The 26,024-nt window shown below is 77.1% G+C and carries 19 protein-coding genes; 5 read left to right on the top strand and 14 right to left on the bottom strand.

Going from position 1 to position 26,024, the window contains the following annotated elements:
* Window positions 1–129: 129 nt before the first annotated feature.
* The 5 genes from ACFXAM_RS26710 to ACFXAM_RS26690 form a co-directional block, all read right to left on the bottom strand.
* Window positions 130–2,751 (bottom strand): FtsX-like permease family protein, encoded by a 2,622-nt coding sequence (locus tag ACFXAM_RS26710; protein ID WP_380294859.1) that lies wholly within the window; start codon window positions 2,749–2,751, stop codon window positions 130–132.
* Window positions 2,748–3,545, bottom strand: a complete 798-nt coding sequence (locus tag ACFXAM_RS26705; protein WP_380294857.1) for an ABC transporter ATP-binding protein — start codon at window positions 3,543–3,545, stop codon at window positions 2,748–2,750. Before ACFXAM_RS26705 ends, ACFXAM_RS26710 begins: the two co-directional genes overlap by 4 nt.
* A 199-nt stretch (window positions 3,546–3,744) precedes the next feature.
* Window positions 3,745–4,533, bottom strand: a complete 789-nt coding sequence (locus ACFXAM_RS26700) for an aminotransferase class IV (protein WP_380294855.1) — start codon at window positions 4,531–4,533, stop codon at window positions 3,745–3,747.
* A gap of 97 nt (window positions 4,534–4,630) precedes the next feature.
* Window positions 4,631–6,061 carry a pyridoxal-phosphate dependent enzyme gene (locus ACFXAM_RS26695; protein ID WP_380294853.1) on the bottom strand — a complete coding sequence of 477 codons (1,431 nt, stop codon included), beginning with the start codon at window positions 6,059–6,061 and terminating at the stop codon, window positions 4,631–4,633.
* A gap of 119 nt (window positions 6,062–6,180) precedes the next feature.
* On the bottom strand, window positions 6,181–7,200 hold the full coding sequence (locus ACFXAM_RS26690; RefSeq protein ID WP_380294851.1) for a GNAT family N-acetyltransferase: 1,020 nt from the start codon (window positions 7,198–7,200) through the stop codon (window positions 6,181–6,183).
* A 550-nt stretch (window positions 7,201–7,750) separates the two neighbouring features.
* On the opposite strand from ACFXAM_RS26690, the gene ACFXAM_RS26685 reads away from it, so the two are divergent.
* Complete coding sequence (locus ACFXAM_RS26685; RefSeq protein WP_380294850.1) at window positions 7,751–8,944, top strand: hypothetical protein; 1,194 nt, start codon at window positions 7,751–7,753, stop codon at window positions 8,942–8,944.
* Window positions 8,941–10,077 (top strand): glycosyltransferase family 4 protein, encoded by a 1,137-nt coding sequence (locus ACFXAM_RS26680; RefSeq protein WP_380294849.1) that lies wholly within the window; start codon window positions 8,941–8,943, stop codon window positions 10,075–10,077. The genes ACFXAM_RS26685 and ACFXAM_RS26680 overlap by 4 nt, the downstream gene beginning before the upstream one ends.
* Before the next feature lie 85 nt (window positions 10,078–10,162).
* Here ACFXAM_RS26680 and ACFXAM_RS26675 read toward each other — a convergent pair whose 3' ends face one another.
* From ACFXAM_RS26675 to ACFXAM_RS26650, 6 genes are all read right to left on the bottom strand, one after another.
* Window positions 10,163–10,444, bottom strand: coding sequence for a hypothetical protein (locus ACFXAM_RS26675; protein ID WP_380294847.1), 282 nt, complete (start codon window positions 10,442–10,444; stop codon window positions 10,163–10,165).
* A gap of 9 nt (window positions 10,445–10,453) precedes the next feature.
* Window positions 10,454–11,401 carry an SPFH domain-containing protein gene (locus tag ACFXAM_RS26670; RefSeq protein WP_380294845.1) on the bottom strand — a complete coding sequence of 316 codons (948 nt, stop codon included), beginning with the start codon at window positions 11,399–11,401 and terminating at the stop codon, window positions 10,454–10,456.
* A 172-nt stretch (window positions 11,402–11,573) separates the two neighbouring features.
* Window positions 11,574–12,269, bottom strand: a complete 696-nt coding sequence (locus ACFXAM_RS26665) for an alpha/beta fold hydrolase (RefSeq protein ID WP_380294843.1) — start codon at window positions 12,267–12,269, stop codon at window positions 11,574–11,576.
* Between the two features lie 92 nt (window positions 12,270–12,361).
* A complete protein-coding gene (locus ACFXAM_RS26660) occupies window positions 12,362–13,027 on the bottom strand; it encodes a response regulator (RefSeq protein WP_380294841.1) in 666 nt (221 codons plus the stop codon).
* Window positions 13,015–14,433 (bottom strand): sensor histidine kinase, encoded by a 1,419-nt coding sequence (locus ACFXAM_RS26655; RefSeq protein ID WP_380294839.1) that lies wholly within the window; start codon window positions 14,431–14,433, stop codon window positions 13,015–13,017. The genes ACFXAM_RS26660 and ACFXAM_RS26655 overlap by 13 nt, the downstream gene beginning before the upstream one ends.
* A gap of 9 nt (window positions 14,434–14,442) precedes the next feature.
* Window positions 14,443–15,393, bottom strand: coding sequence for a DMT family transporter (locus ACFXAM_RS26650; protein ID WP_380294838.1), 951 nt, complete (start codon window positions 15,391–15,393; stop codon window positions 14,443–14,445).
* Between the two features lie 115 nt (window positions 15,394–15,508).
* On the opposite strand from ACFXAM_RS26650, the gene ACFXAM_RS26645 reads away from it, so the two are divergent.
* The 3 genes from ACFXAM_RS26645 (at window position 15,509) to ACFXAM_RS26635 (ending at window position 19,749) form a co-directional block, all read left to right on the top strand.
* Entirely contained in the window at window positions 15,509–16,513 is a 1,005-nt protein-coding gene (locus ACFXAM_RS26645; RefSeq protein ID WP_380294836.1) for a LysR substrate-binding domain-containing protein, read from the top strand.
* Complete coding sequence (locus ACFXAM_RS26640) at window positions 16,510–18,213, top strand: translation initiation factor 2 (protein ID WP_380294835.1); 1,704 nt, start codon at window positions 16,510–16,512, stop codon at window positions 18,211–18,213. The genes ACFXAM_RS26645 and ACFXAM_RS26640 overlap by 4 nt, the downstream gene beginning before the upstream one ends.
* A gap of 240 nt (window positions 18,214–18,453) precedes the next feature.
* Complete coding sequence (locus ACFXAM_RS26635; RefSeq protein WP_380294833.1) at window positions 18,454–19,749, top strand: chitinase; 1,296 nt, start codon at window positions 18,454–18,456, stop codon at window positions 19,747–19,749.
* Window positions 19,750–19,836: 87 nt separating this feature from the next.
* Here ACFXAM_RS26635 and ACFXAM_RS26630 read toward each other — a convergent pair whose 3' ends face one another.
* The 3 genes from ACFXAM_RS26630 to ACFXAM_RS26620 form a co-directional block, all read right to left on the bottom strand.
* Window positions 19,837–22,878, bottom strand: coding sequence for a hypothetical protein (locus ACFXAM_RS26630; protein WP_380294831.1), 3,042 nt, complete (start codon window positions 22,876–22,878; stop codon window positions 19,837–19,839).
* Entirely contained in the window at window positions 22,878–24,800 is a 1,923-nt protein-coding gene (locus ACFXAM_RS26625; RefSeq protein WP_380294829.1) for an HSP90 family protein, read from the bottom strand. Before ACFXAM_RS26625 ends, ACFXAM_RS26630 begins: the two co-directional genes overlap by 1 nt.
* A gap of 68 nt (window positions 24,801–24,868) precedes the next feature.
* The gene (locus ACFXAM_RS26620; RefSeq protein ID WP_380294827.1) at window positions 24,869–25,840 is read right to left on the bottom strand and encodes a hypothetical protein; all 972 of its coding nucleotides are present in this window, start codon (window positions 25,838–25,840) and stop codon (window positions 24,869–24,871) included.
* Window positions 25,841–26,024: the final 184 nt, after the last annotated feature.

Raw genomic sequence — 26,024 nt, 5'->3', positions numbered from 1 at the left:
GGGGGGGGCGGGGGCCCCCCGGCGGGGGGGGGGGGGGGGGGCGCGGGGGGGGCGGGGGGCCCCGCCCCCGCGGCCCCCCCCCCGGCGCCCCCCGGCGCCCCCGGGGCCCGGTCCGAAGGTCCGCCCCCGCTACTGCTTCCCGCCGCTCGCGGCGACCGGGCTGGACCCCAACAGGGCCCGGGCCGGCAGGGCCGTCGCGGCCAGGCAGAGCACCACCGCACCGGCGGCCAGCGGCAGCGCCGTCCCGACCGGAACGTAGGGCGTCGCGCCGGTGATGCCCCGGGTGATCGGCACCAGCGTGAGCCAGGCGATCACCGAGCCCACGCCCAGACCGGCCGCGGCCACCAGCAGCGCCTCCCAGCGCATCATGTGGCGCACCTGCCGCCGGGTGGTGCCGGCCAGCCGGAGCAGCGCCACCTCGCGGCGCCGGTCCAGCACCGTCATGACGAGGGTGTTGGCGGCCGTGACGGCGGCGAACCCGCCCAGCACACCGGCCATCACCGTGTTCGCCCAGGAGCCCATCTCCTGCGACTTGTCGGACTGCGCCGCGAAGCCCGCGCGGTCGGTCACCGTCAGACCGGGAACACCGAGGCCGGACAGGCCCGCGGCGACCGCGGCCCGGTCGGCGCCGGGGGCGTCCGCGACCAGCACCTGACTGTCGAAGGCGGCGGTGACGTGCTCCGCGACCGCCGCCCGGGGCAGCAGCACCTGGCCGAAGCCGAGTCCGCGCTCGTAGGTGGCGACCACCAGCGGCTTCGCCGCCGTGCCGTCACCGAGCCAGAACGGGACGTGCTCGCCGACCTCGACGCCCAGCGCCGAGGCCAGGTCGGTGGAGAGCGCGACGGTGTCGGTGGCACGGCCCAGGCCGTCCAGCGAGCCGGAGCGCACCCCGAGGTCGAGCACCTTGGGCAGCCGGGACGGGTCGCCGGTGATGCCGAGCGCGGTGGCGGAGAGCAGCTGGTCGCCGGTCCGGTAGACGACGCCGGTGCGCAGCACGCCGACGGCCGCGTCCACCCCGGGCACCTTGGCCGCCTGCTCGACGACGCCGGCCGTGGCGGGCGCGCCGGCCGCGCCGGGGACGGCGACGGGCAGGCCGGGGCCGGTGGAGCCGAGCACGTGGTCGGCGGTGATGCCGGTGCGCACCTGCTCGCCGGTCTCGTGCCGGATGGTGCTCTGCATGAACAGCAGGGTGCCGCAGAAGGCGGTGACCATCACGATCGGCGTGATCGCGGAGGCCAGCCGGCGGGCGTTGGCACGGGTGTTGTCGGCCGCCAGCGAGCCGGGCGCACCGCCCGCCCGCAGCGGCAGGCCGAGCACCCAGGCCGCGGCCCGGGCCACCCAGGGGCCCAGCAGGGCGACCGCGACCAGGAAGCACATCACCACGCCGAGCGCGGTGTTGGCGGCGTTCTCGCCGTCCAGCGTGGCGGCGACCGCGGCCAGCACCACGCCGCCGGCCGTGAAGACCACGCCCAGGAGGGTGCGGACGACGCCCAGCCGGGCGGGTTCGACGGCGGCCGCGCCGAGCGCCTGGCTCGCCCGCATCTTCGAGGGGCGGCGGGCGGCGAAGAAGCCCGCGGTCAGGGCGGCGAGGGTGCACGCCGCGACGGCGACCAGCATCGGCAGCGGGCCGACTGACAGCTCGACGTCCGCCGGGACGACGCCGCGCTCCACCATCCCGTCGAACCACCAGCGGGCCAGGCCCACACCGGGCAGGATGCCGAGCGCGGCGGCGAGCGGCGCGACCAGCATCGCCTCGGTGGCGATGGTGCGGCGGATCTGGCGCGGGGTGGCGCCGACGGCGCGCAGCAGGGCGAACTCCCGGGAGCGCTGACCGGTGGCCAGGGCGACGGTGGAGATCACCACGAACACGGCGGTCATGGTGGCGGTGCCGCCGAAGGAGCCGCCGATCGCGATCAGCATCACCCTCGCCTCGTTCAGCAGGGGCTGCTCGACGACGCCTCGGCCCTTGCCGCTCAGCACCTCGGCGGCGCCGCCGACGGCCTGCTTCACCTGCGCGGTCAGGGCCTTGCGGTCCACGCCCTCGCGGGGCTGGACGGCGATGGCGTCGACCCGGCCGGGGTGGCCGGAGAGGCGGTCGGCCCGGTCGTCGGCGAACCAGGCGGTGGGGCCCGCCTGCTGGGCGGCGGCGAGGCCGGAGATCCGGTAGGTGCCGGTGCCGCCGGGGGCGGTCAGCGCCACGGTGGCGCCCGGCGCGAGGTGGGCCGCGCGCGCCGTGTCAGCGTCCAGCACGACCTCCCCCGCGCCGGGGGCGCGGCCCTCGACCAGCTTGTCCTGCGGGCCGGCGATGCCGAGGGCGGCGAAGCCCCGGCCGGTGAGCGGGCCGGTGAGCGGGTTGGCGGGGCCCTGCGGCGCGTTCGACGCCGCGCCCGGCGCCGCGGTCGGCGTCGCGGTCTGCAGCGGGAAGGCGGTGTCCGGGCGGGCGGCGGCGACGCCGGGCTGTGCGGCGATCCTGGCCACCAGCCCCGCGTCCACCCGGGCCCGCTCGGAGAGCGGCTGCTCGTGGGTGTCGGAGTCGTCGTTCGTCTTGTAGGTGATGGTGACGTTCGGGTCGGCGGCCACCACGACCGGCGCCTCGCCGTAGCGCACCGACGGCACCGAGGCGGTGATGCCGGTCTGCAGCAGCGTGCCGCAGCCCATGATCACGGCGGCGCCGAACAGCAGGGCGACGAAGGTGCCGACGAAGGACGCCGGGCGGAAGCGCACCGAGGCCCGGGCGAGTCCGTTGCTCATGCCGCCGCCCCCAGCCGGCGCGCGGTCAGACGGACCATCCGGTCGGCGATCGTCTGCGGGTCCGGGTGGTACAGCTCGTCGGCGAGCGCGCCGTCGGCCAGGAAGACCACCCGGTCGGCGAACGAGGCGGCCACCGGGTCGTGGGTCACCATGACGACGGTGGCGCCCATGGTGTCCACCACGCGCCGCAGCAGGCCCAGCACCTCGTGGGCGGTCGTGGTGTCCAGCGCGCCGGTCGGCTCGTCAGCGAACAGCACGTCCGGGGCGGTGATCAGCGCACGGGCGATCGCCACGCGCTGCTGCTGACCGCCCGACAGCTCCCCGGGGCGCCTGCGGCCGTGGTCCGCGAGGCCGACCTGGGCGAGCAGTTCCTTCGCCCGGGCGCGGTCCTGGCGCTCCCCGGCGAGGCGCTGCGGGAGCAGCACGTTCTGCAGCACCGTCAGCGAGGGCAGCAGGTTGAAGGACTGGAAGACGAAGCCGATCCGGTTGCGGCGCAGCTTGGTGAGCCGGTCCTCGCTCAGCCGGGTGATCTCCTCGCCGCCCAGGTGGACCTCGCCCCCGGTCGGGCGGTCCAGGCCGGCCGCGCACTGCAGGAAGGTGCTCTTGCCGGAGCCCGACGGTCCCATCACGGCGGTGAAGGTGCCGCTGTCGAGCACCAGGTCGATGCCGCGCAGGGCGTGCACGGTCTCGCCGCCCCGGCCGTAGCTGCGCCGGACACCGCGCAGCTCGATCGCGGCGTGGGCGGCGGGGCGCCCGGTCGGCTCGGGCTGGGGGCGGGAACGGCGGGGTGCCATGCGGGGGCCTTCCTTCGTGGATCGTCGCTGATCGTCGACGTGTTCCAGGCTAGGAAGACGCGGTGCGGCGGACCATCCGGTCCGCTGCCGGAACGGGGGTGGGGTTATCCCCCCGTCCGCTCTCCGGGTGGCGCCAGGGCGCGCGTTCCCGGCCGGGCGCCCCCGGTTCAGATCGGCTCCGCTTCAGATCGGCTCCGGCTCAGATCGGCTCCGGCTCGACCCCCTCGTAGGCGGCGCGCAGGGCGGCGACGACCGGGTGCGCCGGGTCGAGCGCGGTGCCGTCGATCGCGGCGAGCGGGCGCACCCCGACGCCCGCGTTGACGGCGACGGCGGCGACGAAGCGGCCGACGCCGTCCGCGGCGACCGGCTCGCGCCGCTGCGGGCCGCGGTGGGCTCCGGCGAGCAGGGCGGCGGTGACGCCGGGCAGCGCGGCGGCGTCCGGCCAGACCAGCGCGTCACCGTCGTACAGGGCGAGGTTCCAGGTGGCGCCCTCGGTGACGCGGCCCGCCCCGTCGAGCAGCAGCGCGTCGTCGTAGCCGGCGAGCTGGGCGAGCCGCCGCTGGTGCAGCAGGCCGAACAGGCCGACGTGCTTCACCTCCGGCAGCTCGCGCCGGTACGCGGTGGTGCGCACCCGCAGCGGTCCGGGCGCGGCGGCGGGCGCCGGGCGGGTGGTGACGAGCAGGTGCGGCACGGCGGGCGCGGAGGGGCGCTCCAGGCCGAGCGCCGGGTCGAACACGGTGACCCGGACGATCACCGGCGCGCCGTCGGCGGGCAGGGCCCGGCGGATCCGGGCGCGGACCTCCGCCCGGTCCAGCTCGGCGCCGAACACCGTGCGGCAGTCCCGGACCAGCCGGTCCAGGTGCAGCGCGAGGCCCCGGGTGCGGCCGGCCTCGGCGCGCAGGGTGGTGAAGTGCCCGTAGTTGAGCAGGCCCAGGGCCGCCAGCCGGGCGGGGTCGGCGGGGGCGCCGTCGATCTCGATCTCTGCCATGGCGTCGAGTCTCCCAGGGCGCCGGGAGGCCGCGCGGGGCGCCCGGGGTGGCGGGCGCCGGAGCCGCGCGGGGCGCCCGGGGTGGCGGGCGCCGGGCCTACGCGGTGAGGGCCGGCCGCGGCAGCACCCCGGCGGCCCGGCCGTCCACCAGCACCAGCACGCCCGGGTGCGCCGCCCCGAGCGCCGCACGGGCCTCCGTCACCGACTGCCCGACGCCCACCGCCGGGAGCGCCGGTCCGAGCAGGGCGCCCAGCGGGGCGTCCGGTTCGGCGGAACCGTCCGCGAGCGCCGCCGCCAGCACCTCCCGGGACACCGCGCCGACCACCTCCGCCGCGCTCACCCCGTACGGGCGCGCCGCCCGCGCGAGCACCGCCGGGGCGACGCCGCCCGGCACGCCGTGCAGCCTCCGCACCGCCTCGCCGACGGTCGTGCCGGCGTCGACCGTGACCAGCGGGCCGGCGCCGTCGAGCAGCGGCCGCAGGCCCGCCGACCCGGCCGGCCCCGGGACGCCGTCCGCCGTGGTCCCCCCGCCCTCCTCCTCCAGGAAGCCCCACTGCCGCATCCAGGCGTCGCTGTGCACCTTGGAGAGGTAGGAACGGCCCGAGTCCGGCAGCAGCACCACGACCAGGTCCTCCGGCCCCAGCCGGCGCGCCACCCGCAGCGCGGCCGCCACCGCCGTACCGGACGACGGCCCGGCCAGGATGCCCTCCTCCCGGGCGAGCCGGCGCGCCGTCAGCAGCGACTCGCGGTCCGGGATCCGCTCGAAGGCGTCCGCGACGTCCTTCCGGTAGGCCTGCGGCCAGCGGTCCTCGACGGTGTCGGGGTGGATGAAGTGGCCGATGCTCTCGACGTAGTACGGGCTGCCGTCCCCGCCGCCGTAGACCGAGCTCTCGGGGTCGGCGCCGATCACCGTGACCCGGCCGCCGGAGACCTCCTTCAGGTGGTGGCCGGTGCCGGTGATGGTGCCTCCGGTGCCGACGCCCGCGACGAAGTGGGTCACCCGGCCGCCGGTCTGCTCCCAGATCTCGGGGCCGGTGGTCCGGATGTGGGCGTCGGGATTGGCCTGGTTGTCGTACTGGTCGGCGAGCCAGGCCCCGGGGATCTCCTCGGTGAGCCGGCGGACGACGTTGAACAGGTGCGCCGGATCCTCCAGCGGCACGGCGGTCGGCGCGAGCACCACCTCCGCGCCGTACGCGCGCAGGATGTCCGACTTCTCCGGCGCGGCCCGGTCGGCCACGCCCGCGATCACCCGGTACCCACGCTGGCGGCCGACGATGGCCAGGCCGATGCCGGTGTTGCCCGAGGTCGCCTCCACGATCGTGCCGCCGGGGGCCAGCAGGCCGTCCCGCTCGGCGGCGAGCACCATCGACAGCGCGGCGCGGTCCTTGACGCTGCCGCCGATGCTGAGGAACTCGGCCTTCGCGTAGACCGGGGCGGCGAGACCGGCGCCGAGCCGGGCGAGGCGGAACAGCGGTGTTCCGCCGATCGCGTCGAGGACGGACTCGTACACGGCGGGCCTGGGGGGCATGGCGGGCTCCTCAACTCGGGTTCCTGCGGGCGGTGTCGACGCGTGCGTCCGGCGGAGCCTGCCCGGCGCGGCGGGTGGGTAGGCCGTGTCGTGCGCCTCAGTGGGCCGTGTCCTGCGCCTCATCCGGCGGGCGGCGGGGCGGGCGCGTTCGGGCGGGGCTCCTCCGCCGGCCGGGGCACGCCCGTGGAGGCCGGGGGGCGGTCGGGGGCGGCCACCGTCCGGCCCCGGGCGCGGGCGGACTCCTCGAACCGGCCGATCCGGTGGGCGAGCCCCTCCGGTTCGCCGATGTCCGCCCAGCGCCAGGCCTCCGCCCACCACTGGGGACCGCGCACCAGCGGGCGGCCGGCGAGCGCGAGGTGCAGCGCGAGCGTCGAGCGGGCGTAGTCGTGCACCCAGCCGTCGGCCTGCCGGTAGGCGGCGGTCTCGTCCAGACGCAGCCGGCCCCGCTCGCTCCCGGCGGCGAGCAACGGCGTCCAGCCGGGCCCGTCGGGTTCGGCGGGCCCGCAGGTCCCGGGGGACGGGCGGTCGGCGACCAGCAGCACCAGGCGGCCGTCCTCCTCCTGGACGCGGTAGGGCGGGAGCCGGTGGACCCGGGCGAAGCCGATGGCGTGCTTCCAGGAGACCACCCACAGGCCGCGGCGCAGGTAGTAGCGGACGGCGTGCTGCCAGGTCCAGCGCGCCTCCAGCCGGTAGCCGGGCAGGCCCTCGGCGGTGGCGGCGCGGTAGACCTGGTCGAGGGCCGCCGCCGCCAGACCGCGGCCGCGCGCCGAGGGGCGGAGGTAGAGCGAGGAGACGGCCAACTGGCCCGGCCCCCTGGTCCAGTTGTCGACGGCGACGGTGCCGACGGGCTCGGCCCGCGCCGCGTCGGCGCCGCCGTCCAGCAGCCAGTACCGGCGGCGGTACAGCTCGCCGCCGGGCCACTCGCGGCCGCACTCGCCGAGGCGCTCGCGCAGCCGGCGCTCCCCGGCCGGGCCGATCGCCCCCGGGTCGACGCGCTCGCCCAACTCCCCCTCGGCCCAGGAGGCGAGATCCCAGAGCGCGAATCCGCGCCCTTCGTCCGCCCCCGCCGCCCGCACTCCGGGCGCGGTCGCCAACCGTTCCTGCGCCCGCCCGACCGCCGCATCCCAGGACCTCACCACGCGGTCCACGATAGCGAGCAACCGGCACCGAATGTAATTCGGTGGACACCGAACGTGAGATCGGATACGAATTCCCTTGTTCGGACAGCCGATCGACGAGGAGGGGCCCACTTCGATGCACCGCGACCGCACCCACGACGCGTTCCTCCGGACGCGCGGGCCGCCCCGGCCGCCCGCCCGGTGGTAGGGGAAACCCGACCGGAGGACTCGACCTGACCGTCATGACCTCGCCGACCTGCGCCGCTGCAATGAAGTGGTGCTGATTCACCGCATCCGTCCCCCACGTCCGTCCGCTCCCGGCGCCGTCCCCCGTCCTGGGGCCACCTCCCGTCGCGGCCTTCCGCCCCGGTCCGGCCGTGTCCACCGCGTCCCCCGTCCACCGGGTTCCTCCGGTCCGCCCCGCCCACCCGGCGGGCGGAGGGCGCTGTGGTGCGGCGGGTGGCTGGCCGCGGCCGGGTGGGCGGGGGCGTTCCCGCTCGCCTCCGGGCTGGGACCGCACCGGAGTTGGGGGCTGCTCGCGGCCGCCGGGTACCTGGCGGCGGCGGTCGCCGTGCTCACCCTGCCGCAGCGGTGGGCGCGCGCCGGATCGGTGGCGGTCGCGCTGGCCGGCGCGGTCCTCGTCCCGCTGCTCGTCCTGGTCGCGGCCGGGCAGGGGCAGAGCGAGGTCGCCGTCATCGAACGGTCGGGTGAGCTGGTGCTCCGGTACGGGACGCCGTACCTGACGGAGCCTCGGACGGTCGCCGAGTACACCCCCTACCTGCCCGGGATGGCACTGTTCGGGCTGCCGCACGCCCTCCTCGACGCCCTGCCCGGCGCCTTGCCGGGCGGCGCGGACGGGTGGCCGACCCGGCTGCTCGGTGACGCCCGGCTGTGGTGCGCCGCCGTGTTCCTCGGCTGCCTGGCCGCCGCCGGCCGGCCGCCGCGGCACGCCACCGTGGCCGTGGCCGCACACGCGCCCGCACACGCCGTGCGCGCGGCCGGGGGCAGCCCGAACGTGCCCGTACGCGCGGTGGCCACGCTCGTCGCCTCGCCGCTGGTCGCGCTGCCGCTCTGCGTCAGCGGGGTCGACCTGCCGCTGACCGGCCTCTGCGTGCTCGCGCTCGCCCTGGCCGGCCGGGCCCGCCCGGTCGCCGCCGGGTCGGCCCTCGCGCTGGCCTGCGCGCTCAAGTGGACGGCCTGGCCCGCGGTCGCGGTGGTCGTCGCCCTGCTCGCCGCCACCGCCGGGCGGCGGCCGGCCCTGCGGGCGTTGGTCACCGCCGCCGCCGGCACGGCCGTGCTCGTCCTGCCCTGCGCACTGCGCGCGCCGGGGCCTCTGATGGAGCAGGTGTTCGCGTTCCCGACCGGTCGCGGCGAGCTGCCCACCCCGGCGAGCAGTCCGCTGCCCGGCCGGCTCCTCGCCGACCTCGGCCCCGGCGGCTGGTGCACGGCACTCGCCCTGCTGCTGCTCGCCGGGCTCGCCGTCGCCGCGTCCCTCGTGCGGCACCCGCCCCGGGACGCCGTCGCCGCCGCCGACCGGCTCGCCCTCGGCCTCGCCCTGGCGTTCCTGCTCGCCCCCGCCGGCCGCTACGGCTACCTCGCGCTGCCCGCCGTGCTGGCCCTGCTCCCCCGCCTCCCCCGTCTCACCCGCCTCACCCGGCCTCCGCAGCTCCCGCGAGGGCCGCAGGAGCCGGGCCGCTGCCTCCCGCGGTCCGCCCCGGCCGCCCTCCCCCGCCCCCGCACACCCCAGGTGGTCCCCGCCCCATGACCGGCACGCTGATCGTCACCAATGACTTCCCGCCCCGGCAGGGCGGCATCGAGACCTTCGTCCACGCCGTGGCCACCCGGCTGCCCGCCGAGGAGGTCGTCGTCTACACCTCCGACGAGCCCGGCGCCGCCCGCCATGACGCCGCACTCCCCTTCCCGGTGGTCCGCGACCGGTCGAGGATGCTGCTCCCCACCCCCCGGGTGACCCGCCGGGCCGCCGAACTCGCCCGGGCCCACGGCTGCGACCGGGTCTGGTTCGGCGCCGCCGCCCCGCTCGCCGCGATGACCCCGGCACTGCGGCGGCAGGCCCCCGGCATCCGACGGACCGTCGCCACCACGCACGGCCACGAGATCTGGTGGGCCCGCACCCCCCTGGCCCGGCGCCTGCTGCGGCGGATCGGCGACAGCGTCGACGTCGTCACCTACCTCGGCGCCCACACCCGCGACCGGATCGCCCCCGCGCTCGGCCCCTCGGCCCGCCTCGAACGCCTGGTCCCCGGCGTCGACACCGATCTGTTCCGCCCCCGCCCCCGGGCCCGGGAGGCCGACCCGCAGGCACCGGTGATCCTCTGCGTGGCGCGGCTCGTCCCCCGCAAGGGCCAGGACACCCTGATACGGGCGCTCCCGCTGATCCGGCGCAGCGCGCCGGGCGCCGTCCTGGTCCTGGTCGGCCGGGGCCCGGACGAACGCCGTCTGCGGGACCTCGCCCGCCGGCTCACCGCCCCCGGCTCGGTCCGCTTCGCCGGTGGCCGCGACCACGCCGACACCCCGGCCGCCTACGCCGACGCCGACGTCTTCGCGATGCCCTGCCGCACCCGCCGGGCCGGCCTGGAGGCCGAGGGCCTCGGCATCGTCTTCCTGGAGGCGGCCGCCGCCGGACTGCCCGTCGTCGTCGGCCGCTCCGGCGGCGCCCCGGACGCCGTCCTCGACGGCGTCAACGGCAGCGTCGTCGACGGCCGCGACCCGTCCGCCGTCGCCGCCGCGATCACCCGCATCCTCCGGGCCCCGGCTCCCGACCGCGCCCGGATGGCCACCGCCGGCCGCGACTGGGTGCGCACCGCGTGGTCCTGGGACACCACCGCCGACCGCCTGACCGCCCTGCTCGCGGAGAGCGGCACCCCCAGCCGCCGTTGAGGCCGTTGACGCCATTGACGCCCCCCGGCGGCGCCTCGCCGTCCCCCCGGCCCCCGGCCCCGGCGGTCAGTCCCGGCCTCCGCCGTCAGTCCCGGCCGGGACCGCCCTGCTCCGCGGGCTCCCCGCCCCCGGCCGGGCCCCCGGGGGCGGGGGCGGCGTCCGGGCCCGGGTCCTGCTTGGGCGGACGGCCGCGGCGGGGGATCCGGGCGGCCCCGCCGGGCATCCGGCCCGCGTCGGCGAGGGCCCGGCGGAGCAGGAACTCGATCTGTGCGTTGGTGCTGCGCAGGTCGTCCGCGGCCCAACGGGCGAGCGCGTCGTGAACTGAAGGGTCCAGCCGCAACAGGAGCTTCTTCCGTTCCGTCGCCAAGGCCTCGCCTTACTGGTAGAGGGAGCCCGTGTTCACGACGGGCTGGGTGCCGCGGTCGCCGCAGAGCACCACCAGGAGGTTGCTCACCATGGCGGCCTTCCGCTCCTCGTCCAGGTCCACGACATCGCGTTCGGCGAGCCGGTCCAGTGCCTCCTCGACCATGCCGACGGCGCCCTCGACGATCAGCCGGCGTGCCGCGACCACGGCCCCGGCCTGCTGGCGCTGGAGCATCACCTGCGCGACCTCCGGAGCATACGCGAGCCGGGTGATCCGGGATTCCACGACGCGCACACCCGCCGAGGCGACCCGGGCGGCGATCTCCGCGGAGAGCTTGCGGGCGACCTCCTCCGCACCGTCGCGCAGCGACAACTGCCCCTCCTGGTGGGCGTCGTAGGGGTAGCTGGTGGCGATGTGCCGCACGGCCGTCTCGGTCTGGATGGCGACGAAGTCGGCGTAGTCGTCCACCTCGAACACCGCCATCGCGGTGTCCTCGACCTGCCAGACCACCACGGCGGCCATCTCGATCGGGTTGCCGTCCGCGTCGTTGACCTTGGTGGTCTCGGTCTCGTGGTTGCGGATCCGGGTGGAGATCTGCTGCCGGGTGGTGAACGGGTTCAGCCAGGTCAGGCCGGCGTCGCGGACGGTGCCCCGGTAGCGCCCGAGCAACTGGACGACCCGGGCCTCACCGGGCGAGACCACCGTCAGGCCGAAGGTCGCCAGCAGCGAGGCGAGCGCCAGCAGTGACCCGGCGACCAGCAGCGCGATCCCCAGCCCCTTGCCGCCGTCGGACAGTTGGACGCCACCCGCGACGGCGGCCCCGACTCCGGCGATCAGGCCGAACAGGCTCGCGCCGAGCATCGGCAGGCCGGCCCGCCCGGTGATCGTCCGTTCGGTGACCGCGGGGGCCGGGAGGTCCAGGGCGAGGCCGCCCTCGACGGGGAAACGCTGCGTGGTCATGGGGGCGACTCCTTCGGCGAGCATCGGCATCCGATGGCAAAGTGATATCACTTTTTCGCACCACCGCGCCATTCACGCCCTGCCCCGGCGCCCGGCGCCCACCGCCCGGCGCGTGGCAGCGCTCGGCAGCGCTCGGCCGGGGCCGGCGGCGGGGCGTGCCGGGAGGCGGCGATCAGCGGGCGGCAGCGGCCAACAGGGCCTCGGCGAGGTCGGCGGGTCGGGAGAACATCGGCCAGTGCCCGGTGTCCAGGGTGGCGTGGTGCCAGCCGGCGTCACGGACGAGGGCGGCGACGGCGGGCGGGGGTTCGGGGCTGTCGAGGAGGCAGGTGAGGTAGGTCGCGGGGAGGGCCGCGAGTCGGCCGGCCAGGGCGGCGGGCTGGGTGAGGGTGTCGCCGGGGTGCGGGGTGGAGCCGGCGACGAGCCGGGCGATCTGCTCGCCGGTCAGACCCTGGCCCGCGAAGTCGGCGGCGGCGGGCGGCGGCCAGAAGCCGTCGTTGGCACCGATCGCCTCGGCGACGGCGACGCCCCACGGCCCGGCGTCGACGAAGGCCTGCCCGTCGACCGGGACGTTCCCGTCGACCAGGACGAGCCGGGCGAGCCGGTCCCCGATCCGCTCCGCGGCCTGCCCGACCGGGATGCCGGAGTAGCTGTGCCCGACCAGGACCACCTCGCGCAGGTCGCGCGCCGTCACGAGGTCGACGACGTCCTGGACGTGGGTCTGCTGCCCGGCGGGTTCACCGCGCCGTTCGGCGAGGCCGGTGAGGGTCAGCGGGTGGACGCCGTGCCCGGCGGCGCGCAGGCCGGGGACCACCTCGTCCCAGGCCCACGCACCGAGCCAGGCACCCGCCACGAGTACGAAGTCCGTCATGGCGGCACCGTAGGCCCCGGCACCGACAGCCGGGCCGTGCCGTGCCGGACCGCGCCGGGCCACGCCGTGCCGTGCCGCCCCCGGCGTCCCGGCTACTCGCCGCGCAGGTCGGCGAGGTGGGCGAGTACGGCGAGGACCCGGCGGTTGCCCTCCACCGGGTCGAGGTCGAGCTTCATGAAGATGTTCCCGCAGTGCTTCACCACGGACGCCTCGGTGATGCTCAGCCGGGCGCCGACCGTCTGGTTGTTGAGGCCCTCCGCCATCAGCCCCAGCACCTCGCGCTCGCGCGGGGTGAGCCGGGCGATCGGACGGTCGGCGGACTGCTGCCGCAGCAGCACCCGGACCACCTCCGGGTCGATCACCGTCTCCCCGGCCGCCACCCGGCGCAGCGCGTCCAGGAACTCGGACACCTCGCCGACCCGGTCCTTCAGCAGGTAGCCGAGCCCGGCCCGCTGGGCGCCCGCCGCGCCGAGCAACCGGGTCGCGTACGGGGTGGCCACGTACTGGGAGAGGACGAGAACGGGCAGGCCGGGGTGGCGCCCGCGCAGGTCGAGGGCGGCGCGCAGCCCCTCGTCCCGGAAGCCGGGCGGCATCCGGACGTCGGTGACGACGACGTCCGGCCGGTCCGCGTCCACGGCGGCGGCGAGGGCGTCCGCGTCCCCGACGGCCGCGACCACCCGGTGGCCGCCCCGGGTGAGCAGTTCGACCAGCCCGGCCCGGAGCAGCACGGCGTCCTCGGCGATGACTAGCCGGAGCACGGCACCTCCAGCCGGAGCCTGGTCGGCCCGCCGGTCGGACTCGTCACCATCAGTCGTCCTCTCAGGATCGCCACCCGGTCGGCCAGTCCCTGGAGCCCCGCCCCGGCGGCCGGGTCGGCCCCGCCGCGGCCGTCGTCGGTCACCTGGAGCACCAGCCGGTCGCCCTCGACCCGCCCGTGGACGGTGACGGCGGTGGCGCCGCTGTGCTTGGCGGCGTTGGTGAGCGCCTCGGTGACGGTGAAGTAGGCGGTGGACTCGACCGGGCCGGGCAGCCGTCCGGGCAGGTCGAGGTCGACCTCGACGGGGACCGGGTGGCGCAGCGCGACCTCGGTGACGGCGGCGGCCAGTCCGTGGTCGGTGAGCACCTGGGGGTGGATGCCGCGGACCAGGCCGCGCAGTTGCTCCAACGCCTGCCGGGCCTCGCCGCGCGCCCGGTCGACCAGGTCGAGCACCGGGTCCCCGGCGGCGTCCGGGACCGGGCCGCCACCGCCACCGCCACTTCCACCGCCGCCGCCCGCGCCCGGGGCGGCGGCGCGCCCGCGCAGCTCGTGGGCGGCGAGGCCGAGGGTCATGGTGAGGGCGACGAGCTGCTGCTGGGCGCCGTCGTGCAGATCGCGTTCGATGCGGCGGCGCTCGGCCTCGAAGGCGTCGACCAGCCGGGCCCGGGAGCGGGTCAGTTCGAGGACCTGGCGCCCGAGGCCCTCCTCGCGGGGGCCGAGCAGCAGCCGGGCCAGCCGGACGTGGACGGTGGTGAGCAGCGCCGCGGCGTAGCCGCCGAGGAACAGCCCGGCCAGGCCGACGGCGGTGGCGGGCAGGGCGTGCAGCGGTCCCGGGACGGCGTGGCCGGGGATCAGCATGACGCTCTCCGGGGCCATCGCCCAGACCACGACGGGGCTGACGACCAGGGCCCCGGAGAACACCAGCAGGGCGATCAGGCCGAACCCGGCGGCGGTGAGCGGCGGGCCGACGAGCAGGGTGTGGGCCAGTTCGCGCCAGGTCGCGCGCTCGCGCAGCCGGGTCCGCAGCCGCGCGCGGCGGCCGGCCCCGGGCAGCGGGCGGTGCGGGTCGGGCACCGGCAGGGGTTCCACGAGCCGGAGCCGGCGGCGTTCCAGGGCGCCGACCGGCAGGCCGGACAGGGCGAGCGCCAGGAGCAGCGGCAGACCGACGCCGACGACCGCGAGCCCGAGGCCGAGCACGGCGAGGACGGCCAGCAGGACGGCCACCAGCAGCCCGAGCGGCGCACCGCCGACCAGGTAGACCCAGCAGCGCAGTGCGTCGCGGGTGAACGGGAAGCGCAGCGGGCGGGCGCGCAGCGCGGCCCGGACGGCGACGGTGGGCGAGGTCGGCGGCGCACCGGCCGCGCCCGCCGCGTCGGCTCCCCCGTCCGCCTCCCACCCCGTGCCCATCGGCCCACCCTAACCGACCGGCTGACGCTCCCTCCGGCCCCGGCGGCCGGCCCGCGCCCCGTCACCGGGCGCGGCGGGCGGCTGCCGGGTGAGCGCGACGGCGGCGATCACCGCGAGGCCGCCGACCAGGGTGTTCCACCCGACGGGTTCGGCGAGCAGCAGCGCTCCGAGCGCCGTCGACCAGAGCGGGGTGGCGTAGGTGACGGCGGCGGCCACGGCCGTGCCGGCGGTGCGGACCAGGTCGAGGTTGAGGACGTAGGCGATGCCGGTGCCGAGCGCGCCGAGCACCAGCAGCGCGGCGGCGGCCCCGGCGCCGGGCCAGCGCGGGACGCCGGCGGCGACCGGGGCGGCGACGGCGAGTTCGACGGCGGCGCAGGTGATCTGGGCGGCGGACAGGGCGGCCGCCGAGTGCGGCCGGGTGGAGAGGTGGCGGCGCAGGTAGGCGAAGCCGGCGCCGTAGCAGCAGGTCGCCGCCAGACAGGCGAGGCCGCCGGCCAGCACCCCGGTCCCGGACGCGGAGCCGAAGCCGTGCCAGACGCCCAGCAGGGTGAGCACCCCGGCGAAACCGAGGGCGAGCCCGGCGATCCGGCGCCGCCCCGGGCGCGCCTCCCCCGGCACCACGACCAGCGCGAACAGCAGGGTGAACAGCGGGGTGGTCGCGTTCACCACCCCGGCGAGCACCGAGCTGACCCGGGTCTCGCCGTAGGAGACGAGCACGAACGGCACCGCGTTCAGCAGCAGCGCGACCAGCGCGCAGTGGCCCCAGGTGGCGAGGTCGCGCGGGGCGGACTCGCGGCGGGCGGCGAGGACCGCCCAGAGCGCGCCCGCGCCGAGCAGACAGCGCCACGCCGCCACCCACACCGGAGGCACCCCCGCGTCCACCGCCACCTTGATCAGGGCGAAGCTCGACCCCCAGATCGCCGACAGGACCACGAACCCCGGCCACCAGCGCCGTCCCATCACCGGCCACCCGCCTTTCCCGCTCGCACCGCATCGCTCGTCGATGGACAGAGGGTGACCGGTCGGCCGACCATGAGTCCAACAAGTGACGGTGCGGCACGGATGAGGAGGTCTCATGACGTCGGAGGTGAACCTCGCCCAGCTCAGGGCGCTGGTCGCGGTGGCGGACGCGGGCGGCTTCGGGGCGGCGGCGGCCGAACTGGGCGTGAGCCAGTCGGCGGTCTCGCACGCGGTCGCCGCCCTGGAGCGGGTGCTCGGCGCTCCGGTGCTGCACCGCAGCGTCCCGGCCCGGCCGACGCCGCTCGGCGAGCGGATCCTGCCGCACGCCCGCACGGCGGTCGCCTCCGCCGCCGCCGTCCGGACCATCGCCGCCCACCACTCGGGCGGCCTGACCGGTACCGTCCGGCTGGCCGCGCCGACCACCGTCTGCCAGGGGCTGCTGCCCGGGCTGCTGCGCGACTGGCGGGCCGCACACCCCCGGCTGACCGTCCGGGTGTTCGAGGGCGAGGACCACGAACTGGGCGTCTGGCTGGAGGCCGGCACGGTGGACGCGGCGGTCCTGGTGGACGCGGACCCGGTGCCGCCGGGGGCGGTCGCGCTCGGCGCGGACTCGATGCACGTGCTGCTGCGCCGCGACCACCCGCTCGCGGGCGAACCGGCCGTCGACGTGGCCGACCTGGAGGACGACGACTTCCTGCTCTCCGAGGGCGGCTGCGAGCGGCACATCCGGGACGCCTACCGCCGGGCGGGCGTCCGCTTCGCCCCGCGCCACCGGATCCGGGACCTCAACACGCTGATCGGCATGGTGCACGCGGGCGTGGGCGTGTCGGCGATCCCGGCACTGGCCCAACCCATGCTCCCGCCGGACTGCGTCCTCGTCCCCATCCACCCGCCCACCCACCGCACCCTGACCCTCACCGGCCCCTCCGGCCGCCCCTGGACCCCCACCGTGACCGGCCTCCTGACAACACTGCACGCCACCCACCCCACCCCCACCCCAGGCCGCGCCGACCCGCCGACCGCCGTCCCCGCCGTCCCCGCTCTGCCCGCGCCAACGCCCGGCCGCCCCGGTTCCCCCGAGCAGCCACCCGCTGCGGCTCGACGGGGCGTCGGACGGTGATCGCCCACGAGTCGGCCGGCGACCGGCCGGCGGCCGCCGCCCCGCTCGGCGTCCTGTTCGCCGTCCGGTCGGCGGCCGCGCTGCACCGGCTGCTGGACCTGCTGCCCGTCTTCGACGGCGACGCCCGGGTCCGCTGCCGCTTCACCCTCGTCCCCGGCTCCGCCTTCGACGCCGACGCGCTCGCCGCCGTCGACTCGTCCGGCGCGCGCTGCCTGTCCTGGCCGGAGGCGCTGGCCCGCCGCCACGACCTGATCCTCGCGGCCAGCCCCAAGGGCGAGTTGACGGCACTGCGGGGCCCCAAGGCCCTGCTCCCGCACGGCGCCGGGTTCAACAAGGCGCTCCCCGACGAGGGGTCGCCGCACCTCCCGTCCGGGCTCGACCCTGCGTTCCTGCTCACCGCCGACGAGCGCCCGGTCGCCGACCTCCACGCCCTCGCCCACCCCGACCAGGTGACCCGGCTCGCCGCGCAGTGCCCGGCGGCCGGGGCGGCGGCGGTGGTCGCGGGCGATCCGACGCTCGACCGCATCCTCGCCTCGCTGGACCGGCGCGAGGCGTTCCGGGCGGCGCTCGGCACCGGACCGCGCCGGCTCGTCGTGCTCTCCTCCACCTGGGGGCCGGAGTCGCTGCTCGCCCGGCACCCGGACCTGCCCACCCGCCTCTCCGCCCGACTCCCCCACGACGCCTACCAGTTGGCGATGGTCGTGCACCCCAACGAGTACAGCCGGAGCGGTTCCTTCGACCTGGCCCGGCGACTGCGGCCGGCCCTGGACGCGGGGCTGGTGCTGGCCGGCCCCCACGAGGAGTGGGCGGCGCTGCTGGTGGCGGGCGACACGGTGGTCACCGACCACGGCTCGACCGCGCTCTACGCGGCGGCGCTCGACCGGCCCGTGGTCGCGGTCTGCGACGGCGGCGCGGAGCTGGTTCCCGGCAGCCCGATGGCCCGGCTGCTCGCCGCCGCACCCCGGCTGGACCCGTCCGGCGACGACGCGGCGGCCGTGCTCGCCGCGCGGCCCACCACCGGCACCCGCCGCTTCGCCGAGGCGGCGTTCGCCCTGCCCGGGGAGGCCCTGGCGACACTCGGCCCGGAGCTGTACAAGCTGCTCGGCCTGGTCCCTCCGCCGTGGCCCACGCAGCCGCGCCCGCTGGCCTCCCCGCCCGGGACGCCCAGCACCCCGGCGGCCTTCGCCGTCCGGGCCCGGTCCTGCCGGACGGCCGACGGCCCCGTCGTCGACGTCGACCGGCTCCCGCCGTGGACGGACCTGCCCCACCACCACCTGGCCGCCGAGTACGGCCGCGCCGGGCTCCACGAGACGCGGAGCGCGGCGCTGCTCTACCGCCGGGCGAACGGCGCGCCGCGACCGGACGCGCCCCGGCACCAGGAGTACCGGACGGCCGCCGACTGGACCGCCGAGGCGCTCGCCGGCCACCCGGCCTGCCGGACGGCCGCCGTCATCCTCTCCCCCACCCGCTGCCTGCTCCGACGCCCGACCGGCGAGCCCCTGGCCCTGCGAATCGCCCCGCACCGAACCGCCGGCCGCGTGCGGTACACCGACCCCGCCGCCGCACTCTCCGCCGTCCACGCCCTCCTCAGCACCCCCCACGCGACCCCGCCCACCGCCCTCACCTGCCGGATCGACGGCGCCCCCCATCCCCTCCACCTCACCCCGCCCACCGAAGCCGACCTCCACCACCTCCTCTGACGGCATCACCGGCACCCCAGGAGGCCGGCCCCGCCGCCCGCCGCGCCCGGATCGTGGGGTGTGGCGGATCGCACGCGGAGCTGTGGTGGGGGCGGTTGACGGTCGCCGGGGGCAGGTCTATACCAGTGACGACCTCGTGGCGGCCCGGCCCCGGCGCGGGGTTCCGCCGGACCCGGCGCGCCGCCCCCACATCGGCGCGGGCGGGCCGGACTCCGCCGTTTCCTGGAGAGGTTGACCCCGATGGAACGTGCACTTCCCCCACAGCCGGAACCACCGGCGCACCCGCCCCGCCGTCGCGTCGCCGCCGCGCTGGCCGGGGTGCTCGGGCTGGTGGCGGGCGGGCTGGTGGCCGTCGCCGCGAGCGCGACGACCACCACGGCCGCCACGGCCGCCCCCGGTGGCGCGGCCGGTGGCATCGGCAGCAACTGGTACGCCTCCGCGCCGTACCTGATGCCCGAGGACAACAGCCCGCCGGACGTCTCCACGGTGATGGACGCCACCGGTCAGAAGGCCTTCCAGCTCGCCTTCATCCTGGCCAAGGGCGGCTGCGTCCCGGCCTGGGGCGGGACGTCCCCGATCGACACCGACACCACCATGCCGGCCGTGATCCAGACCGTCCGCGCCAAGGGCGGGGACGTGTCGGTCTCCATCGGCGGCTACGGCGGCACCAAACTCGGCCAGACCTGCGGCACGCCGGAGGCGACCGCGGCGGCGTACCAGAAGGTCGTCGACCGGTACCAGTTGAAGGCGCTCGACTTCGACCTGGAGGAGCCGGAGTACGAGAACACGGCCGCGATCCGCAACGAGATCGGCGCGGCCCGCATCCTCCAGCACGACAATCCGGGGCTGTACATCTCGGTCACCACGGCCGGCACCGCCGCCGGCACCGGCTGGTTCGGGCAGCAGATGCTCAACGAGGCCAAGGCGCAGGGCTTCACGCCCGACAACTTCTCCATCATGCCGTTCGACGGCGGCTTCAACGGCGCCGCGGCGCAGACCTCGGCCCTGGTGAACTTCAACCAGATCCTGCGCACCACCTTCGGCTGGTCGGAGGCGGAGGCCTACGCCCACGAGGGCGTGTCGCAGATGAACGGCCGCACCGACGTCGCCGAGTACTTCCGGCAGGCGGACTTCCAGACGGTGCTGGACTTCGCGCTGGCGCACCGGATGGCCCGCTACACCTACTGGTCGGTCAACCGGGACCGCCAGTGCCCGGGCCCGGTCGACCCGGGGCTCTCCGGCTCCTGCTCCAGCGTGGCGCAGAACGACTGGGACTTCACCAAGTTCACGGTGCGGTTCGCCGGAGCGACTCCGCCGACCACGCCACCCACCACCCCGCCGACCACCCCGCCCAGCACGCCCCCGACCAGCCCGGGCGTCTGCGCGGACCCGCCGTGGAACGCGGGCACGGTGTACGTCGGCGGCACCAAGGTCTCCTACCAGGGCCACAAGTACCACGCCAAGTGGTGGACCCTGAACGAGAATCCGGGCTCCAGCGGCCAGTGGGGCGTCTGGTCGGACGACGGCCCCTGCTGAACCGCCCCCGCCCGGCCGTACGGACGCGCCCGGCCGTACGGCCGGGGGCGCCCGGGCCGCGCCGGTCGCGGCCCGGGCGCGCGGGCGTCACTCCGCCAGGCGCTCGCGCAGCTCGGCGAGGATCGACGCCGCCTCCTCCATGCCGTGCGCCCGGCAGCGCTCGACGGCGACGGTGAGCCGCTCCCGGGCCGCCGCGACGCGGCCCAGGTCGGTGCCCTCGATCAGCGCGGCCAGCCGGACGGCCTCGGCGCGCGGGGTCTCGGCCTGCTCGCCGCCCTCCTCGTAGCCGGCGATCGCCCGCTCGGCCTCGGCCAGCGCCTCCTCGTAGCGGCCGCCGACCGCGTACACCCGGGCCCGCTCGTAGTGGACGGCGGCGCGCGGGTACCAGGTCTCGGCCCCGGGCTCCTCGCGCTCCAGCCGCTCGCGCACGGCGTCCGCCTCCGCCAGCCGGGCGAGCGCCGGCTCCACGCCGTCCGGGCCGTCCTTCTGCGCGGTCATCCGGGCGAACTGCCGCAGCATCGCGGACACCGGGCCGGGCTGCGGCCACTGCTCGTGGGCGGCCAGCGCCCGGGCGCGGGCGGCGTGCGCGGCCTCCCAGCGGTCGGCGTGGACCAGCGCCACGGCCGCCTCCGAGGCGACCATGGTGCGCAGGTGGAGGTCCTCGGTCCAGCCCTCCAGGACGGCGGCGAGCCGCAGGTACTCCTCGGCGGCGTCGCGGTCCTCGTCCAGCGCGAACAGGCCACGCGCCAGGTCCAGCCGGGCCTGGGCGAGCAGCCGCTCGTCCAGGGCGCCGGCCCCCGGAGCCACGGCCGCGTCGGCCAGCACGGACTCCAGCACGGCCACCGCGTCGGCGGTCCGGTCGGCCCCGGTCAGCAGGTCGGCGAGCTGCAGCCTGGTCCGGGCCGCGTCCTCGACGCCCTCCGGGCCCATGCGGTCGAACCGGGAGGCCGCCTCGGAGAGCGCCCGGATCGCGCCGCCGGTGTCCCCGAGGTGGGCACTGGCGTGCCCGGCCATCAGGTAGGTGGCGGCGAACGGGTACGACTCGTCGGCCCAGCGGGCGGCCGCCGCCAGGGCGCGGTGCAGCACCTCGACGGCCTCGGCCCGCTCGCCCTCCTGCAGCAGCGCCTGCCCCAGCAGGCCGTACGCCCGAGGGGTGTGCCAGGGCTGCCCGCCCTGCTCCAACTCGGCGATGACGACGCGCAGTTCCGCCGCTGCCTCGACGGTCCGGCCCTGCCGGGCGGCGGCGTCCGCGGCGTACTGGCGGGCGACGGACAGCCGCCGCACGGAGCCGCGCGCGGCGGCCGCCTCGCGGTAGGCGGTGACGGTGGCGGCGAAGCGCGCGGCCAGTTCGGCGGGCGGCTGTTCCGGCGGCTCGGACAGCGCCCGGACCAGCTGCTGGTGGGCGGCGTAGGCGCGGCACTGGAGGACGATCAGGTAGTCGTCGTCCGAGATGCCCGGCGCGCCGCCGGCGGCCCCGGTGGCGGCCAGCTGCTCGGCGCGGGCCAGCGCGGCGTCCAGGGCCGGCCAGTCGATGGCCGGACCGGCGGCCCCGCCCTCCCCCTCCCCGTCGTCGTCCCGGACGAGTTCGGCGACCAGCGCCCTGGTCCGGGCCGCAAGCGCCCGGCCGGGCAGCCCGTCGCGCTTGAACAGGCCTCCGGCGGCGAGCAGTTGGGCGGCGCCCTCCTCCCAGTCGGCGCGGTCGAGCGCCTCGTGCGCCCGCCGCTCGGCGAGCTCGGCCCGCAGCTGCCCGAGCGACCCGGCCGACGCGTCGAGCAGCCCCTCCGGCCCGCCGCCGGCCTCCTCGGAGGCGTCCTCGGAGGAGGCCTCGGAGGCGTCCTCGACCGATCCCCCGGCGGCGGCGAACCGGTCGTCGATCACCTTCCAGAGCCGGTCCGCGTCCGGATGGCCGAGCAGCCGCAGCTCACGGGCGCGCAGCACCAGCGCGGTGAAGTCCTCCGGCTCCGGCTCCACCTCCCGGGCCGGAACCGCCGGGACGACCGGGACGGCCGCCAGCTCCGGCGCGGCCGCGGCCCGCACGCCGAGCGCGAGCGGCTCGGCCAGCAGCGGACGGGCGGCCAGCCGCTCGCGCCGCCGGGCGCCGACCGCGTCGGTGCCGTTGCGGGCGTCGAAGCGGGCGGCCAGCGCGTCCGCCTCGCGGCGCACGTGCGCGAGCAGGGTGTCCACGGTCCACCCGCTGCCGGGCGGGCCGCTGACGGCCAGCTCGCCGTGCCCGGCCCGGGCGAGGCCGGCGATCAGCACCTCGACGCAGGTCAGGAAGTCGAGCAGGCTGACCGGGTCGCCGGTGACGCCGAACAGGTCACGGTTCTCGGCGAGCAGCTCCAGGCCGCGCGGCTCGTTGCCCGACAGCGCGCAGAACTCGATGTGCAGGCCGACCGAACGGGCCAGCCCGCTCTTGCCGCGCGCGAAGCGGTAGCCGACCAGGTGGCTGGAGCGGGCCTCGTCCAGCCGGCCCTGGCGCAGCAGCGGCAGCAGCGCCTGGGCGTGGCTGACGTAGGGCTCCTCCGCGCAGGTGGCCTCGCCGTCGAGCACCGGCCGCCAGACGTCCAGCGCCGTCGCGTCGTCGCCCCGGCGCAGGTGGTGGACGGCGCGGGCGCGGATCTCGCAGGCGTGGCAGTCGCTCAGCTCGGTGCGCGGCCGGCCGGCCCACAGCTCGTAGGCGTCCTGGACGTCCTCGCCGATGTGCGCGGCGAGGTGGAAGCGCTGGGCGTAGTACGGCTGGAGGCCGTGCTCGGCGGCGCGGTAGCGGCTGCGCATCTCCTCGTGCCAGCGGCGGATCGCGGCCAGCGGCACGTCGGGGGTGCCCATCAGCGAGGTGGAGACCCACTTGAAGCGCCAGAACACCTGCTGCTGCGACCATTCGCCGAAGCCCTCCGGGTCCTTGTCCCAGAGCTTGAGGACGCGGGCGAAGACGACCGGGGACTTGCTCCGCTCGCCGTCGTACTCGTAGGCCTCCATCAGTTCGAGCAGGGCCATGGCGCGGACCGCGGTGTCGTCGAACTGCTCGGCGGCGTCGACGAGTTCCTCGGCAGTGACGGTCCGCTGCCGTCCGTAGGGGCGGGCGTCGTTCTCGCGCAGCGCGGTCATCACCGCGTCGATGCTGCTCAGCATCACGCCTCCTTCGAACCGGCGCCGCCGGTGCCGCCGGTGCCACCGCTGCCGTTGCTGCCGGCGCCGCCACCGGTACCGCCGGACGCCGCCTCGTGCCCGAGCATCGCATGGTCGAGCAGGCTGATGAACGAGCGGTTGAGCAGCGCGCTCTCGCTGGAGGTGAGCGGCCGGCGGGTGAGCAGCACGGCCTGCCCGTAGAGCGTCTCCACGGCGGTGACGGCGAGTTCGCGGTCACCGATCGAGGCCGCCCGCCGGACCAGCGGGTTGAGGTGGTTGAGGACGAGCTGCGCGCGGGGCACCTCGGCGCGCAGCGAGCCGAGGATGTCGGCCCACAGCCCGTCGGCCTCGTCGGCGAGTTGGGCGCGGGTGCGCTCGTGCCGGGCCTCCCGGTTGTCGAGCAGCAGTGCGGGCGCGCTGGTCGGGTGGAAGCTGCGCAGGGCAACGTCGCAGTCGAAGCGGCCGACCACCTCGCGGGCGGTGGCGAGGAAGGCCGAGGCGGCGAGTTCGGCGGCCGGGTCGACGGTGTCGAGGTGCGCGGTGACGGTGCTCGGGTCGAGGTCGGCGACGGACGCGCCGGGGCGGATCTCGGGCAGCCGGTGCACGAGGTCGCGGTCGTAGGTGTAGCCGCCGTTGACGACGCCGAGCCCGGCGGCGCCGGCGATCGGGGCGACCTGGCGGAACTCCTCGACGGTCCGGGTGACCAGCACCACCGGGTGGGTGCGGGCGAACTCGTCCAGGGTGACGTTTCCGTCGGTGGTCTCGAACGGCAGCCAGGGCAGCAGCATCCGCAGCAACTCGTCGTCGTAGCGAGCGAGTTGCTTGACGGCGAGGTGGTGCACCGAAAGGAACCGGTGGAGCAGCGCCGGGTCGCTGGCGGACAGGCCGGTGAGCCAGTCCCGGATCCGGGCGCCGAGCGCGTCACGGACGGCGGCGAGCGTCTCGTCGGCGTACAGGCCCTCGCGGCTGGCGGTGGGCCGCAGGCCGTCGGTGTCGACCACGCAGCGGACGAAGAACGCCCAGTCGGGCAGGAGTTCGTCGGCGTGGTCGGAGAGCAGCATGCCCTTGAGGTGCACCCGGTGGCCGGCCCGGCGCGACGGCGGCACGGCCTCGGGCAGCACGTAGGCCACGCCGCGCAGGCCGACCAGCGGCAGGTCCAGCTCGATGGTGTCGAGCGGGGCGAACTCGAAGGTGGAGCGGCAGTACGCGGCCAGCGCCTCGCGGCGGGCCAGCGGGGAGCCGTGCTGCGCGGCCCACGGCGGCGTGCGGTTGACGAGGGTGGCGTCACCGCGGCCGTCGACCACGGTGACCTCGTGGCGCAGCAGGCTGCCGAAGTCCCGGGCGAGGCTCAGCACGCGGTCGGCGCGGGTCCACTCGGCGGCGTCGGAGCGCGGCGCGAGGCGCACGGTGGTGCCGGGCTCGGGCTTGGCGTCGGCGGGCAGGGTGCGGATGGTGTAGCGGCCGTCGGAGCTGCCGCGCCACTCGATGACGGGGGCGTCGGGGGTGGCGGCGGAGCGGGTGACGACGGTGATCTCGTCGGCGACCACGAAGCAGGCGAGCAGGCCGATGCCGAACTGGCCGATGAAGTCGCCGCGGGCGCGGGCGAGCCCGGCGCCGTCGATCCCGCCGTCGGCGTCCCGCTTGGAGCTGCGGCCGATGGTGGCGAGGAAGGTGTGGACGTCCTGCTCGGTCAGGCCGATGCCGGTGTCGGTGACCGTGAGGTCGCCGTCGGCGCGGACCGTGATGGCGGCGGGCGCGGCCGGGTCGAGGGCCTGCCGGGCGGAGATCGCGTCGACCGCGTTCTGCAGCAGTTCGCGCAGGTAGACCCGGGGGCTGGAGTAGAGGTGGTGGGAGAGCAGGTCGACCAGGCCGCGCAGGTCGACCTGGAAGGTGTGCGCGCTCGTCGGGTTCTCGGATGGGGACACCGGTGGCTCTTTCGATCGCAAGGGGTGTGTCGGGCTTCGGGGGGCCGCGGGGCGGGCCGGTGGACCGCTCAGCGCGGGGCGCAGCGGTCGCGGTGGACCTGGTAGTTCCCGGCCTCGTCGCCGCCCAGGTAGTACCAGGGCCATTCGGTGGCGACGTCGTCGAGGGTGGCGAACACCGCGTGGGCCAGCTCGCGCTCGTCGGCGAGCGAGAGGACCATCGCGAAGGTGTTGTGGGTGGACCGCCAGTCGCGCCGGCGCCGGTAGGCCGGGTGCAGGACGGAGCGCAGGGCCGCCTCGCGCAGCGAGGAGCGCACGGCCGGGCCGGTCAGGTAGGCGTGGTCCTCGCCGTCCGGCAGGTCGAGCCAGTGCTCCAGGTGCGCGATGGCGACCAGTTCGCCGAGCGGGCTGCCCTCCGGCGCGCCGAGCATCGCGGTGCGGGCGAAGGCGTGCATCTGCTCGTGGGAGCCGCCCCACTTGGCGCAGAGCTGCTGCAGGCGCTGCTGGTGGGAGCCGAGGTGCTCCGGGTCGCGGCGCAGCGCGGCCTCGAAGCGGGTGGTGGCGACGGTGCGGCCGAGCGAGGCGCCGCGCGCGGCGACCTGGAGGAAGTACCAGGGGGCGAGCCGGCCGGGCTCGCGCTCGGCCACCTCCAGCAGCTGCTCCTCGGCGGTCTCCAGCCGCTCGCCGAACAGCTGCCACTGGTCCTCGGTGACGTGCTTGGCGCGGGCGCCGGTGCGGGCCTCCCAGGCCCAGGAGATCTGCCGGGCGCCGGAGAGCAGCAGCGCGAGGGTGTCCTCGGGCCGCTCCGCGACGGCCTTGGCGAGCCACTCCTCGGTGCCCTCGACGTCGGAGACGCGGTTGAGCAGCCAGGTCAGCTCGGCCTGGTCGGGGACGGCGGCGAGGGCGGGGCGCAGCGCGGCCCAGTCGCCGGCGTCGGCGAGGGCGCGCAGCCGGCGCAGCTCCTCGTCGCCGTGCGAGAGGTCCAGCACGGGGGGCAGCGAACGCGGAGGCTTCCGCCCGGCCAGGCGGCGGAAAATGGACATGGTGCGGCCCCCCTGAGACCTCGTCGACCGGCACGGCCGTCGGCATCGTTCGTATGGCCTCGAAACGGCCAATCGGATGATGCACTGCATATCACGTGCCACTGACGTCCCGTTGGCCAGCCCTCTTCCGGGCGGCCCGCCGGGGGCGCCGCGACCCGGCGCGGGGCCCGGCCCGGGGGGGTGC

Origin of the sequence: Kitasatospora sp. NPDC059462, assembly GCF_042749955.1 — a bacterium.
Lineage (GTDB): Bacteria > Actinomycetota > Actinomycetes > Streptomycetales > Streptomycetaceae > Kitasatospora.
Note: the sequence above shows the minus strand (reverse complement) of the source record. Positions and strands in the feature narration are given on the sequence as shown.